Below are 14,886 nucleotides of genomic sequence, written 5' to 3' on the forward strand. Positions count from 1 at the left end.
TGGGAAACGAAAAAAGGGAGTCTTTGCGGAACACGCATTAACTCCCTGAATTTTCTTGGTGCACCTGGCAGGATTTGAACCTGCTACCCCCGGATTCGTAGTCCGATGCTCTATCCAGATGAGCTACAGGTGCTGTGCGCATAGTATTTAGCAGAACTCTAAAGTTTGCACAAGTCCTTTTTCACAAAAAAACAGAGAAGGCCCAGTTGCTGCCCGGCCTAAAACTAAGACTAGTAATGCTATCCTTAGCACATCGTTAGGAGTCTGCGCGCTTACGCAGAGGTGCGAATCTTGCTCAACATCGCCCTAAGCAGCGTCCGGCTGTGTTTCAGTACAGCGAGGCCATGCTCTGCTTCGCCTTCAGGAAGCTGTGCTTTGAGGAAGATATGCCAATAGAGCTTTACCCACCAAAAAACATGGCGAGGATGCTGGATGACTCGGCAAGAAATGCGGGCGAAGAAGCCGGAAGGCGTGTAATACAGCCACAACCACCAGGTAGGCGGCCAAAAGGTTTCTCGCAAGAGATTGAGGATGTTTTTACCCTTTTGGGTGGCCAGTTTTTTCTGCGGCCAACCCTTGAAATGCTGGCCAACACCAGTTGGAATCGGCTGCTCTTTGCTGCGCAGTTGCTGCTGCACGACCTCATTCCACGGAGTCAGATAGTGTAGGAGAGGCAAGGCGGTAAGTAACTGCGGATAGTGGTCAGCTATCTTCTGCCAATCAAGGGTCTGTACATTGGCTTCAACCAGACCAATGATGTCAGCGACTGAAACCAGCTTGCCAGGTTCATAAGGGAGCGGGGCATGGAAGCCATGCTGATAGAGATGCCAGAGCATGTCCTCGTTGGCCAGTGTGAAGGCGGTCACCCCGTTGACCACAAAGGGCACGGCTCTTTGGTATAATTCGGCAAACTCGAAATGTTGGTAATAAGGCGGGCAATGCGGAAAGAGATCGCGGTGCAGTTCCAAGCAAACCTGGAGACCCTCAACAGTTTGATGGAGCGAGGCCAGATGCGGATGATCTTCTGGGATTGGCAGGGCTGGATCAACAAAGCCATGCTGTTGCAGTAGGGCGTGTGCGGGAAAAGCGTCCTTAGCAGGCAGGAGCAGGTCGATGTCACGCATGGGCCGCAAGCCGGACTCTGGATAAAGGGTCTGACAAAGGGCTGCACCTTTGAGCACCAGGGCTGGAATGCCTGCTTGTTCCAGGATGGTAAGGATCTGAGCCAGGGTTTTCAGTAAGACTAGCTCTGCTTGGCGATGCCGCAGGCAGAGCAGGCGGAGCGTGCGGCGTGCTTGGTCTGGTAAATTGATGCCAGCTGCCGCCAAATGCCGTTGGAGAAGCGGGGCCATCCCGTGCGCCTCAGCCAGGAGCAGCAGGGCATCCCAAGCAGCAAAGGCCGCGCAGTTAGCCAGGAGACGCGCTTGCTGTGCAGGATGTGGCTCAATGCGGGCGCAGAGTTGAAGGATTTGCAAAGCCTGGCCTGGTTGGTGCTCTACTTGCGGCAAGAGAACCAGGTGCTTTGCTGCCTGCTGAAAAAGGAGAGGCGTGTAGGACCAGGTGGCAATCTTCGGGTGCGCACAGAGATAAACCGGCACCCCCTGCAAGGTGCCCTGCTGGAGCTGCTGGGCAATGGCCCGGTGATTGCCATCAAGGAGCACCCACGGCCCTTGAGCGGCATCGACACAGGCGAGAATCAGGGCTAGATCGGGTGGAGACTGGCGGCAAGAGACTACCCGCTGCCAGGTCTGCGGCGGGAGTCGTTCTTTGACAATGTCTTGGAGTTTACCACTGTGTTGATGGGTAGCTTGCACAAAGCCGCAGTTGAGCAAATACAGTTTATCCCCATCTGCTGGCTCAAGTACGGCCTTGTAGAGCTTGAAGGTCTCTGCTGCCTCCAGACCGTGGCTGCCAAGCAGGACGCTGGCCTGGCAAAGCTGCTCATGCTGCTGGATTTCAACCAGACTGGCAGACCGCAGAATCTTCACGGCGCAGGATAGACGATGCCATTGGCCAGCAGCATCTGGATGGCCGTGCTAATATCCTTGGGAATGACTGCCTGCTGCTCAGGATACGCCTCTGTCACCAGAGCAATCATCTCTCCAACAGCCAGACCTTTGCCGCACATCTCCCAGACCAAGCAGGCAGTCTCATTGAGATACACCCCTTTGCCTGTGGTCACGGCATAGAGCAGAATCTCATCCTCAAACTGCTCAACCTTGTAGTCCTGATTTAGGGTAAATCGTTGCGTGTTGTCCATAGCTGCCTGCTGAATGTCGTGTCCTTACAACAAGCCACTTAAACGCTTCATCGAACAGAAGTCACCGCACATGGTACAAACTCCTTTGTCCGAGGGCTGGGATGATTCCCGGTAGGCCCGCGCTTTGTCTGGGTCAAGAGCGCAGGCAAACTGGCCTTCCCAGTCTAAAGTGCCTCTGGCTTTGCTCATGGCAAAGTCGAGTTCGGCTGCGCCGGGAATGCCCTTGGCTAAATCACCGGCATGAGCGGCGATCCGGGAGGCAATGATGCCTTCTTTCACGTCATCAACCGAGGGCAGGCGGAGATGCTCGGCTGGAGTGACATAGCAAAGGAAATCTGCGCCGTGCATAGCGGCCAGTGCTCCACCAATGGCCGAGGTAATGTGGTCATAACCGGGTGCAATGTCCGTTACCAACGGCCCAAGCACGTAGAACGGGGCATGATGGCAGAGCTTCTTTTGTAGCTTCATATTCATCTCGACCTCATGCAGGGGCACATGGCCTGGCCCCTCGATCATGACCTGCACATTGTGCGCCCAAGCCCGCTTAGTCAACTCGCCCAGGGTGATTAGCTCCTCAATCTGCGGTGCATCCGTGGAATCTTTGATCGCACCAGGCCGCAAACCGTCACCCAGGCTGATGCACACATCATATTGCTCGCAGATGTCGAGTAGGCGGTCAAAATACTCGTAAAAAGGATTCTCCTGGCCGGTTTTGGCCATCCACTCAAAGAGAATAGCTCCCCCGCGACTGACTATCCCGCAGAGCCGTTTGTTGAGCCGCAGGCTTTGCGCGCATTTTTGGTTCAAACCAGCGTGGATGGTGATGAAATCAATGCCGTTTTCCGCGTGGATTCGCACGGTTTCAAACCAATCTTCGATGGTAATCTGCTCAGTCGGCTTGCCAGTGCGAGTGAGGGTGTCGTAAATCGGCACGGTACCGATCATCACCGGCACCTCAGCGACCAAACGCTTCCTGAACCCTTCGGTATCGCCCGATACACTCAGATCCATCACCGCATCAGCCTTAAATGCCAGGGCCAACTTCGCCTTATTCATCTCGCCATCAAAGGAACAGACATCTTTAGACACGCCAAGGTTGACGTTAATCTTGGTTTTCAAGCCCTCACCAACCCCAATCGCCTTCAGATTGTGATGGTTGCGGTTAGCTGGGATGACAATTCGGCCTTGGGCGATGCGGGCCAGCAACAACTGCTCGGAAATGACCTCATTCGCCAATACTTCTTGCATCTGCGGGGTGAGAATGCCTTTCCGGGCTGCGTCCATCTGGGTTGTATAGGTTGTTGCCATATTATTCTCCTGAAGAATTGATGATATCTTGAATTTCCCTAATCCGCTGGCCAATGTCATCGGCACCAATAATCTCTGTGACTAAGCAGACCGTCTTTACGCCTCGGGCCAAGACGTGCGTCAGGTTGTGCCGCTTAATGCCGCCGATAGCGACAAAGGGAATCTGGATGTTCCGGGCAACCCAATCGACATAATCCAGACCCACTGGGGCGCAGACATCCTCTTTGGTTTGGGTGCTGAAGATTGGCCCAACCCCGATATAATCTGCGCCGTCGAGCACCGCCTGTGCAGCCTGCTCTGGGTTATGCGTAGAGCAGCCGAGCAGCATATTCGGGGCGATCTTACGCAGTGTACTGACCGGCAAATCATCTTGGCCCTGATGAATGCCGTCTGCGCCGACCATCAAGGCAATGTCAGCATGGTCATTGACAATGAAGAGCACGTCTGCATCCTGAGTGATGCGGCGAATAATCGAGCATTCCTCGTAGATCATCCTGATGCTCTTGTCTTTCAGCTTTTCTCGGTACTGAATGATCGGCACGCCCGCCTGCACCATTTGCCTGGCCACTTCGATGTTGCTGCGGCCTAGGGAAAACTTTTCGCCAAGAATGCCGTAAATGCCTGTGGGTAAGATGCGACTGAAGAGCGGCAGATAGCGGGACTCCAGCTCATACACACTAAAGCGCAATTGCTCGATTTGCTTGCCTGCAAGGTATTCGCCTTGGGCTTTAAGGACTTCCTCAAGGCTTCTGGCTGCCTCTTGCACCCGTTTGAAGTTCGACAACACCGTGTCGCGTAGGCCACTGCGCTGATCTGCCGTGCTGTGCTCCTGCGAGGTGTTTTTGCCAACATCTTCTTCTGCATCGCGGGCAGCCAGCAGGAGGTTTTCTCGGCCTTTAAACAGCTCGCGCACGGTGTGCCGCAGGTTGCGCAGGGCCGCAGACAGCTCTTGGTTGTCAAAATGAAAGCGGGCAATATCCTCTAAGACCCGCAGGCCTTCAGCAGCGCGGTTGATATTGGCATCAAGCAGTCTGGATTCGTTCATGATACACCATTCAGCTAAGGTTACTGCTGGAGATAAGGCGGTTGCGAGGTTTTCTCAGCCGCAACATTTGCCCTTTTCGCGTGTTTCCGGCACGCCTAGCTTTTTCAGCAAGAGACCAAGCGGGCAGAATTTGCTGAAACCGAATTGCAACAGGTTCAGGCCGACAAACAGGGGCAGCAAGAGAAAATATGGATGGACAAAAAGCGGGTTACTCCCGCAATCAAAGCCCAATGTCAGCCCTACAACAATGAAAAATCCGGCAATGGCATGGATCCAGTCTGTGACAATCATGATTATCCTCCTAATTTAGGTTGAACCTTGGTTTGAGGAAAGTCTAGCCGACTTGCTGCTTTCCTGCAACCAGCCAGAAAGCCGTGCAGGTTAGCTTGCGGCTTTTTTTGCCTCTGACCAGTCGTTGCGGGCTGACTTAACACCTTGTCTGGCCAAGCAAAACAAGGTGTTGGCTTAACAAAAGAAGGTTGCTGCCGAGTAACAGAAGGTTCTTGCTTACCAACAAAGAGCTGTTGCCGACTAATAAGGAGTTGTTGTTTAGCCACAAAAGGTTCTTGCTCGGCAACAACCTTCTTGAGTTAAGCAAGAACCTTTTGTGGCCGAGCCAGAACCTTCTTTTGTTCGGCAAGAAAGAGTTGTTGCCAAGCCGCAAAAGGTTGTTGCTTGGCAACGGAGGGTTGAAAGCAGGCAGCAAAGGGCAGGCACAGGGGTCTGTCTCTACGGTGCAAGATTTTTTTGCTTATCTCTTTTGATATAACCCTTGAGCAGCTCCCGCAACTCAGGAAAATGCTGACCCACAAGGTCTTCGGTCGCGATTTCGTTGTCTGCATAGACAAAACCAGGCGAGACAGCCTCGCTGATTAAGGCGTAATCCCCGGCACAAAGCTGCGCTGCCTTCCAATAACCGCCAGGAACCAACAATTGCGGCCTTTGTCCCTGTTGCAAATCCGGGCCAAGTACTTTTTCTCCAAGTTTGCCATCAGGGGCAATGAGTATGTATTTGATCGGTGCGCCGAGATGGTGGTAATGAAGAATGTCAGCCCGGTTTCTATGCAGAAAACCAACCGGGCTGTCCTTAGTCAGCAGGTAATAAATTGAAGTAAGCAGCCTTCTGTTGCCAATCTCCAGGCTGGATTCGTAGGTTCTGCGAAAATAGCCGCCTTCAAGCGGGTGCGGTTCCAGTCCAAGCAGGCTGATGATTTCGGCGGCGGTCATGGCGTGCAGGAGGGATGCGGTGCAGCCGATTCCCCTTGCGCCGGATTGGTTGGGATATCCATTGGATTGTGGAGGATGTTTACAGTAGAAGGCCTGCCCCGATTAAAACTCAAATCTCCAGATCCCAGCCGCGATATCAGCCAGCTTTTTTTGCCGGGCTTCAATTTTCAGCTCATCCCAGCGGTCGTAGTGTTCGGCAACTGCTCGCGTCATTTGGAAGGCACTTTGCTGATAGGCCAATCGTTTGGCAGCATACTCGCCATTCCCTACTTCTTTATTGCGTCCTGTCTCAAGCGGGGTCATGTTGCCAATCCGGTAGATCATCTGCTCCTGCTTGGCTTCGTCCATGAACGACCAGGCTTCGGAGGGATGTTCAGGGAGGATGTGTTCTACGCTGTAAAGTGCGCTTTCCAGCTCAAAATCATTCTGGTATAGCTGCCGCTCAATTTCAAAAAGGAGATAACGCACGACTTTTTTGTTGCGGCTATTGGTTGTTTTGAACTCTTTTTCGGCAAAAGCGGCTTTAAACTGCTGGTCATCAGGATACACTTCCCGCAGAGCGGCAAAAAATTCCAACGGCGATGAATAGATTTTATCAGATACCTTCCGCGCAATCTCGTTGTAAAGCCGCTCTTGGTCATGGGTTTGCAAATTACAGATGACATTGTAGCGGAAAGAAACAATAGTCACCGCCCGCAGGATGCGGGTGAAGATTGTCCGCTCTGTTGTAAAGTAGCGATCATGACAGGCCAGCAGCACAGCCAGCGGCTGCCGGACATTGAACATGATAAGCTGCTTCAGGTAGTCTCGTTCCTCGTGATTCCAGAGCTTATCTTGCGGATCACGGAGTGCTGCATACACCGCAGCGGCCTGATCCAGATGCCGCAAGAGTGCAAAGGCTGCCTCACGCGAGTTGATCCGTTTGCGGATGGTCTTGAACAGGTCCAGCTTGCGGGCTAGTCGGTTGCGGCTGTTCCAAAAGACCCGAAGGAACTCAGGAAAGCTCTCGCTGCCCAGTAACTCGACAATCCGCTCCCATCGCTCTTCCAGCGCATTCAACTCGGTTTCGTGCGTATCTTGCGTACTGATGATGGAGAACAGATAGTTCTTCAGCAGATCGGTTGCCGAGAGCCGCACCCCGCGTGCGTTGAGGGTTTCAAAGACTTTAAAGGCATTCAGCTCGTCTGTTACATAGATGGCCGTAAAGAAAAGTTTGTCCACCAAGCTGTCCACTAAAGCGGTTAAGTCTCTGCCGCTGTCAGCACGCATTCCGCAGCGATTTTTAACGCGTTCTTTGAACCAGATAAAGGCTTTTCTGAGCTGGTGCTCAGAGGCATTTAAGTTTCTTTGCGGCAGTTTTGCTAAAGGAACCAGATAGGTTTGATAAAAACGGTTGTTGTGCCGATTCAGCTCCAGTTTAGAGCGCGGCACTAAGCTCACTGGATCAAGATAACCGATGTAACTGTTCTGGAGTTGCTTCCTGCGTCTTTTGTTGTTGTCTGCATCCAGGGCAGCAAGCTCCAGGTCTTGCAGATGGCTGAGACTGGCAAGGATCATCACGCTGAGGGTTGCCAAACGCTGCTGGCCATCAATGATGGTAAACAGCTTGTTGTCCTGGGATTGCAGCACGAGATAACCCATATAATGGGCTGGCTCGCCATCTGGCTCAAAAAGGCCGAGCATATCCTGCCAAAGATCATCCCATTCCTCCTCAGTCCAGGAATAATCACGCTGGAACGGCGGCACCTTGTAACTGAGGCCGTTGCCCAGGAGTTGGCGGAAGGTGGCGTTGCTGGTATTGAAATTCATGATGGTTTGCCGTACAAAACAACCGCCTTATAACCGCATCACCACATGTTCAATATCCGCGCTGTCCTCGCTGGTGCTGATGACAAAGCCGAGTTTCTCCACCAAGGTGAGCATATCGTAGTTGTTGGCCAGTACATCGCCTTCCATGATCTGGAGACCGTGATTGCGGGCCGTGGCAATGAGCTGCTGCATGAGTAAATGGGCAATGCCCTGCCGTTGCCATTCGTCAGCCACCACTATAGCAAACTCGCAACTTCTGCCATCTGGGTTGATGCTGTAGCGAGCTACGCCGATTTCTGTTTCCTTGCCTTCTGTATTCTGTACCACGGCGATCAAGGCCATTTCTCGGCTGTAATCAATCTGGGTAAAGCGGGCCACCATCTGTGGACTGAGTTCGTCAATCGCCTGCATGAAGCGGAAGTATTTTGCTTGGTCAGAAAGATTGCGGACAAACTCCTGCTCCAGCTCTGCATCCTCCGGGCGAATGGGCCGAATCACCATATCAGTGCCGTTGGGTAACTGCCGCTTGGTCACGAGATGCGATGGATAGGGATAAATGGCCATGTGACTGTAGCGATCCGAGGTCTGGACGTGATAATCCACCACGATACGGGCATCAACCGCCATTGCTCCGTTTTCATCGACAATCAGCGGGTTGATATCCAATTCCTTGATCAAGGGCAGCTCGCAGGCAATCTCTGAGACCCGCAGCAGCACCTGTTCTAAGGCCTCCAAATTAACCTTGGGCATGTGCCGGAATGCGCCAAGCAGTTTGGAAATCCTTGTCCTGCCGATTAAGTCCTGCACCAGCTTGCGATTAAGCGGTGGGAGGGTCACGGCGCGGTCGCCCATTACCTCCACGGCGATGCCGCCTGCGCCAAAGGTGATTACCGGCCCAAAGACAGGGTCTGTGACTAAGCCAATCAGCAGTTCGCGGCCATTGGGTCGCTGGAGCATCGGCTCGATAGTCACGCCATCAATCCGGGCTTCGGGCCGGTTCCTACGCACCTCGGCCAACATCTCGTTGTAGGCACTGCGGGCGGCCTGGGCATTGCTGATACCGAGGCGCACTCCGCCTGCATCTGATTTGTGGGTGATGTCCGGCGAGTTGATTTTCAGAGCCACTGGGAAGCCGATGCTTTCTGCTTGGACAAGGGTCTCGTTGGGCGAGCGGACAATGCTGGCACTGGCTGTGGGAATGTGGAAGGCGTGCAAGACGGCCTTGGATTCTACCTCGCTGAGGACTTTTCGGCCTTCGGCTAAGACGCTTTCGATAATCAGACGCGCTCCTTCCACATCTGGTACCTTGTCTAAGGACATCGGCTCCGGCGTTTCCATCAACAACTTTTGGTTACGACTGTAATTGACCAGATACGAGAAGGCATCAACCGCTGTCTCCGGGGTGTTAAAGGTGGGAATGTTGGCATCACGGAGAATACGGCGGCCTTCAGCAACTTGAATCTCGCCCATCCAGCAGGTCAGGAGCGGTTTACCTTTGGTTTTGCCGAGCGCAACCAGTGAGGCCGCGACCCCAGCCGGATCAGTCATGGCTTGAGGAGTCAGAATGACGAGCAGACCGTCCACGCCGGGGTCTTCCATGCAGATGGCCACGGCCTGGCTGTAGCGTTCCGGGGTGGCATCACCGATAATATCAACTGGATTGGCGTGCGACCAGGTCGCAGGCAGTACCTCGTTCAACCGCTTCAGTGTATCTTTGGCCAACTCGGCCAGGGGCAGGCCAAGATCAGCGGCTCGGTCAGTGGCCATCACGCCAGGCCCGCCGCCATTGGTAATAATTGCCAACCGCTCGCCACTGGCCTTGATCGGGAAGGTTAGAGTGGAGGCAGCAGAAAAGAGATTGGCGATGCGCAGGCCGCGCACTACGCCTGCTCGCCGTAAAGCACTTTCAAACACGTCATCAGCTCCGACCAAGGCCCCGGTATGCGACATGGCTGCTTTAGAACCGCTGGCGTGACGACCTACTTTCAGGGCAATAACTGGCTTAAAGCGGGCAGCAGCCCGTAAACCACTCATGAAGGAGAGTGCGTTGTGGATGCCTTCGATGTAGAGGAGGATGCTCTTGGTTTTTGGGTCATTGACGAGATAATCCAGTACGTCGCCAAAGTCGATATCTGCCGAAATACCGGTGGAAACCACGGCGGAAAAGCCGATTTTGTTGGCCGCAGCCCAGTCGAGGATGGCAGTACAGAGTGCGCCGGACTGCGAAACTAAGGCGATATTGCCCGGACTGGCATTGCCCTTGTTAAAAGTGCAGTTGAGGCCGGTGTCAGGCCGCATCAGACCAAGGCAGTTTGGCCCGACAAAGCGCAGCCCGTAGCGGCGGGCGTTTTCCAAAACTGCCTGCTCTAGTTTCATTCCCTGCGGGCCAACCTCACGGAAGCCTGCCGAGATGATCACTGCCGAGCGGATGCCGTGCTTTCCGCAGGCTTCTATAATGCTAGGTACGGTTGCCGCTGGGGTGGTGATCACAGCTAGATCGACTGGCTGGCCGATGCTTTTCAGATCGGGGTAGGCTTTGTGGCCCTGCACCTCTTCGTGCTTCGGGTTGATCGGAAAGACCTCACCCTTGAAGCCACCCTCGATCATGTTCCTGAAAACCAGATTGCCCACCGCCCCTTCGCGGTCGCTGGCACCAAACACTGCGACAGACTTCGGTTCAAACAGCTTGTTGAGATAGTGCTTGCCCATGAGAAGCTCCTTGTTCGAGAGGAGAGGTTGTGCGGGATTAAATATGCGGCAACGTGATTGAGTAACAGGAACAACAGCTATTCTTCCGTTGGTTCAAGGTCAATCCCCTCAAGATACTGAATAATATTCAGATCGTTTTCAGCGCATTTTACAGTCGCAACGTGTTTTTTCTCTATCTCCACGTTAACTCCTGCGCTCTCAGGATTCTCTTCTGTTCCAACCAGTCCTGTATCAAGATGCCAAAAGATGCTGTAGGTAGTATTGCCATTTGGTATCTCGACAGAATAACAATGAGTTCGGCCATACCCCTTCCATTGATATGTAGTTGCTTTATTCCTCGGCACACGAAGGGCTATTTCAGTTTTTTTGCCGGGGGTGCCAAAGGAATAGTCCATAGTGCGACCAGAATCGCACAATTCAATTGCTTTTCCTTTATCAGTCAGGCAGTGAAATACTGTTTTGCTGCCTTTTCCACAGGCGGCATCTGCCCAGTAGGAGCAGCTTGCTCCAAAAAATACTGCAATAAAACAGATTGGTTTAATCATAACGTGCTCATAATCTGTTTGAAGCAGGTTGCCTGTAACAACCTGCGCATATCGTTCACTCTGCCAAGAACGAGCAGTAGTAATCCGTCACTGCCTTGACCTGCATCTTGAATTTTGACTTCGCAGGCACCTCGAACGCCTGGCCGCCTGTGACGGCCTGCCAGCTGGAGTTCTGCGGCAGCAGCACGTCCAGCTCGCCGGAGTGTATCTCCATTAGCTCCTTGGCATCAGTATTGAACTCGTATTCGCCGGGCAGCATAATGCCCAAGGTCTTTTTGGAGCCATCAGCAAAGATTATCGTGCGGCTGGTCACTTTGCCGTCAAAGTAGATGTTCGCCTTTTTCAAGACGGTCACGTTGTTGAACTCAGACATGAAAATTCCTCCAACTATAAGAACTGAATTGACAATTAAATGAAACTACGTCTTGCGAGACTCTACCCGCTTCGCTGCCCTGTCCTCCAAAAACTGGATGAGCAGAAAAATTCCCACCCCGACCGTGATGCCGGAATCTGCCACATTGAAGGCAGGCCAGTGGTAGCCGCTAATATGGAAATCGAGAAAATCAATCACCGAGCCTTGTTTCAGCCGGTCAATCACGTTGCCGACCGCGCCGCCGCTGATCAGGCCGAAGCTGACCGCGTAGAGCGGATGCTGGCGGCCCAGCTTGCACTGCATGAGCACCATTACGATCAGCGCGGTGCTGGCCACACCGACGAAAAAGACCTGCCGCCAGAGCAGCGGCATGTTGGAGAGCATCCCGAAGGCCGCGCCGGTGTTATGCACCAGCACGAGGTTGAAGAAGCCGGGGATGACCGGCAGCGAGTCGTGCAGGGCGAAGTTCTCGACAATCCAGAGCTTGGTCAGCTGGTCGCTGATCACGACCAGCAGCATGATGAGCAGAAACCGGATCATGATCAGCCTGCCACGTTGCGGACAACAGCGGCGCAGCGGCTGCACAGGGCAGGATGCTCGCTGTCTTGGCCGACGCTGGGGGAGATCATCCAGCAGCGCTCGCATTTGCCGCCCGGCGCGGGGCGCACCGCGATTTTCAGTCCGGTGATTTCCTCGGAAACGGTGAAGGTGGCTTCGTCTGGCCCGCTGGCGATTTTCAGGCTGGAGACGATGCATAGCTCGCGCAGCAGCTCCTCCTTGCCCTTGAGGAATGCGGCCTGCTCACCTTCAGCCAACAGCAGCACCTCCGCATCCAAAGACAGGCCGATCACCTTATCCCGACGCGCACCTTCCAGCACTTTGGTGATTTCGCCGCGCAGAGCCAGCAGACGGCTCCAGCGAGCATCTAAATCAGCATCAGCGGTGATGTCATCCACCTTGGGGAATGCAGCAAAGAAGACCGACTGCTCGATCGGTGCGTTCTCATCCAAGCCGTGCAGATGCTCCCACGCCTCGGCAGCGGTGACGCTGAGTATCGGGGCCATCAGGCGGAGCAGGCCGTCGAGAATGCGGTGCAGCACGGCCTGCGCGGCGCGGCGGCCCGGCGCATTGGTGCCGGAGCAGTAGAGCCGGTCTTTGAGGATGTCCGCGTAGAGACTGGAAATGGTGATGCCGCAGAAATTGATCAGGTTGTGGTAGATGGAGTGGAACTCGTAGCTTTCATACGCCTTTTCCGTCCGGCGCACCAGCTCGGCGTAGCGGGCCAAAGCCCAGCGGTCCAGCTCGCGCAGCTGCTCCGGCCCGACGCTGTCCTTGGCCGGGTCGAAATCGCTAAGGTTGGAGAGGAGGAAGCGGACGGTGTTGCGAATCTTCCGATAGGCATCAGCGACATGCCGCAGGATTTCCTCGGAAACCTTGACATCGTCGCGGTAATCCTCGCAGGCCACCCAGAGGCGGAGGATTTCCGCTCCGAATTTGTCGATCATCTCTTGCGGCAGAATGACATTGCCCAAGGATTTTGACATCTTCTTGCCCTTGCCGTCCACAACAAAGCCGTGCGTCAGCACACCCTTGAACGGCGCACGTTCACGGGTGCCGACCGAAGTCAGCAGCGAGGACTGGAACCAGCCGCGATGCTGGTCGCTGCCTTCAAGGTACAAATCCGCTGGCGAGCGCAGCTCTGGCCGCGCCTCCAAGACCGCCGCATGGCTCACGCCGGAATCGAACCAGACATCGAGGATGTCGTGCTCCTTCTCAAACTTGCTGCTGCCGCAGGCGCACTGTGTGTCTTCGGGGATGAAATCCGCCGCCTCATGCTGGAACCAAGCATCCGCGCCCTCTTGGGCAAACAGCTCCTCAATCTTGGCGCAGACTGCCGCATCTTTGAGAATTTCGCCGCAGCTGGCGCAGGTGAGCACGGTCAGCGGCACGCCCCACGAACGCTGGCGTGACAAGCACCAGTCAGGCCGCCCCTCCACCATGCCTTGAATGCGCTGCTCGCCCCAAGCCGGTGTCCATTGCACTGCTTTGATCGCTTGCAATGCCTTTTGGCGCAGCCCATTCTGCTCCATCGAAATGAACCACTGCTTGGTGGCTCGGTAGATGACCGGCTTTTTGCAACGCCAGCAGTGCGGGTAGGAGTGGTCGATCTCGCTCTCTTTCACCAAGACCCCGGCGGCGGCCATGTCGTCGTTGATCTCCCGGTTGACCATCGGGATGCGGCGGCCCGCGTATTTGCCTGCTTCGCCCGTGTACTGGCCTGTGTCGTCCAAAGGCGAGAGCACTTCCAAGCCGTAGCGCAGGCCGGTCAGGTAGTCGTCCGTGCCGTGGCCGGGCGCGGTATGCACGCAGCCGGTGCCGGAATCAGCGGTGACGTAATCCGCCAGCACGATCAGCGAGTCGCGCTCAAAGAAAGGATGGCGGCATTTCTTGCCCTCCAAGCCTTTGCCAGAGAAGGTGCAGAGGATGCTGTAGTCAGCAATGCCGAACTCAGTGAAACATTTCTCCACCAGCTCTTTGGCGAGGATCCATATTTCATCCCGCACCGCTACTGCTGCATAGACAAAATCCGGGTGAAAGGCTACAGCCATGTTAGCAGGCAGCGTCCACGGGGTGGTTGTCCAGATCAGGACAGATATCTTCCGCTCCTGCCCGGCCAGCTCAGGAACCACGCTGCTCAGGTCGTCGGCAAAGGGAAATTTGACGTAAATGGACGGCGAGCTGTGGTTGTAGTATTCCACCTCGGCCTCGGCTAAGGCGGTGCGGCAGCTTGAGCACCAATAGACGGGCTTCTTTGAACGCACCACCCCGCCGTTGAGCAAAAAGCGGTTGAACTCGCGGGCAATGGCAGCCTCATAGCCGTAGCTCATGGTCAGATAGGGATTGTCCCAGTCGCCCAGCACACCCAGCCGCCGAAACTGCGCCTTTTGAGCGGCAATCCACTGCTCGGCATAGCGACGGCAGGCACCGCGCTTCTCCAGAGTGGAGATCACCTCTTTGCGCTCGCCCAGCTCCTTATCCACATTATGCTCGATAGGCAGGCCGTGGCAGTCCCAGCCTGGCACGTAAGGCGCGTTAAACCCAGCCATGCGCCGCGATTTGAGGATGATGTCCTTGAGCACCTTGTTGAAGGCTGTGCCAAGATGGATGTTGCCGTTGGCATAAGGCGGGCCGTCATGAAGAATAAACAGGGGTCGGTCTGCCGCAGCCTGTTGGAGCTTCTCGTACAGCTTCTCCTTGTCCCAGCGTTCGAGATACTGGGGTTCCTTCTGGGTCAGGCTGGCCTTCATGTTGAACCCGGTCTTAGGCAGGTTCAGGGTGTCCCGGTAATCCATTCTTGTTCACGCGGATAGGAATATAGTATTGTTCGACTGTTCAGACCTGCTACCGTAACCTGCGGAACGCTGTCCAGGCAAGGCAGGTAGAGACGCAACTGAAAGAGTTTACCCGGAAAGGGGGAAGATGCAAGGGAAAACGGCCTGCGGAAGGGAGGGGATGGGAATTGAGATCGAAACCTACATAGCGCAGCATTGTAAAATAAACCTGTTTCTGTTGGGAGTTCGTCCAATCTAAAGGACTGAAACTGCACTTG

General features: G+C 54.6%; 12 protein-coding genes and 1 tRNA gene. All 13 read right to left on the reverse strand.

Features of this window, described 5'->3' with window-relative positions:
* Positions 1–56: 56 nt before the first annotated feature.
* Positions 57–133, reverse strand: a tRNA-Arg gene (locus ACNKIB_RS00470).
* A gap of 139 nt (positions 134–272) precedes the next feature.
* On the reverse strand, positions 273–1,988 hold the full coding sequence (locus ACNKIB_RS00475; protein WP_417908572.1) for a nucleotidyltransferase family protein: 1,716 nt from the start codon (positions 1,986–1,988) through the stop codon (positions 273–275).
* Entirely contained in the window at positions 1,985–2,260 is a 276-nt protein-coding gene (locus ACNKIB_RS00480) for a PqqD family protein (protein ID WP_417908573.1), read from the reverse strand. Before ACNKIB_RS00480 ends, ACNKIB_RS00475 begins: the two co-directional genes overlap by 4 nt.
* A gap of 24 nt (positions 2,261–2,284) precedes the next feature.
* Positions 2,285–3,568: a phosphomethylpyrimidine synthase ThiC gene (thiC, locus tag ACNKIB_RS00485; protein ID WP_417908574.1), complete on the reverse strand. Its 1,284-nt coding sequence runs from the start codon at positions 3,566–3,568 to the stop codon at positions 2,285–2,287.
* Position 3,569: 1 nt separating this feature from the next.
* The gene (thiE, locus tag ACNKIB_RS00490; protein ID WP_417908575.1) at positions 3,570–4,613 is read right to left on the reverse strand and encodes a thiamine phosphate synthase; all 1,044 of its coding nucleotides are present in this window, start codon (positions 4,611–4,613) and stop codon (positions 3,570–3,572) included.
* A gap of 54 nt (positions 4,614–4,667) precedes the next feature.
* The gene (locus ACNKIB_RS00495) at positions 4,668–4,904 is read right to left on the reverse strand and encodes a DUF2892 domain-containing protein (protein ID WP_417908576.1); all 237 of its coding nucleotides are present in this window, start codon (positions 4,902–4,904) and stop codon (positions 4,668–4,670) included.
* A 438-nt stretch (positions 4,905–5,342) separates the two neighbouring features.
* Positions 5,343–5,840, reverse strand: a complete 498-nt coding sequence (locus tag ACNKIB_RS00500; RefSeq protein WP_417908577.1) for a cupin domain-containing protein — start codon at positions 5,838–5,840, stop codon at positions 5,343–5,345.
* A 102-nt stretch (positions 5,841–5,942) separates the two neighbouring features.
* Positions 5,943–7,649: a DUF262 domain-containing protein gene (locus tag ACNKIB_RS00505; protein WP_417908578.1), complete on the reverse strand. Its 1,707-nt coding sequence runs from the start codon at positions 7,647–7,649 to the stop codon at positions 5,943–5,945.
* A gap of 27 nt (positions 7,650–7,676) precedes the next feature.
* Complete coding sequence (locus ACNKIB_RS00510; RefSeq protein WP_417908579.1) at positions 7,677–10,358, reverse strand: GNAT family N-acetyltransferase; 2,682 nt, start codon at positions 10,356–10,358, stop codon at positions 7,677–7,679.
* Positions 10,359–10,435: 77 nt separating this feature from the next.
* Positions 10,436–10,903, reverse strand: a complete 468-nt coding sequence (locus ACNKIB_RS00515; RefSeq protein WP_417908580.1) for a hypothetical protein — start codon at positions 10,901–10,903, stop codon at positions 10,436–10,438.
* A gap of 55 nt (positions 10,904–10,958) precedes the next feature.
* Positions 10,959–11,276, reverse strand: a complete 318-nt coding sequence (locus tag ACNKIB_RS00520; RefSeq protein WP_417908581.1) for a pyrimidine/purine nucleoside phosphorylase — start codon at positions 11,274–11,276, stop codon at positions 10,959–10,961.
* A gap of 45 nt (positions 11,277–11,321) precedes the next feature.
* Positions 11,322–11,816 carry a signal peptidase II gene (lspA, locus tag ACNKIB_RS00525; RefSeq protein WP_417908582.1) on the reverse strand — a complete coding sequence of 165 codons (495 nt, stop codon included), beginning with the start codon at positions 11,814–11,816 and terminating at the stop codon, positions 11,322–11,324.
* 2 nt (positions 11,817–11,818) lie between these two features.
* A complete protein-coding gene (gene ileS, locus ACNKIB_RS00530) occupies positions 11,819–14,629 on the reverse strand; it encodes an isoleucine--tRNA ligase (protein WP_417908583.1) in 2,811 nt (936 codons plus the stop codon).
* Positions 14,630–14,886: the final 257 nt, after the last annotated feature.

This window comes from Candidatus Electronema sp. PJ (assembly GCF_048287395.1).
GTDB lineage: Bacteria > Desulfobacterota > Desulfobulbia > Desulfobulbales > Desulfobulbaceae > Electronema.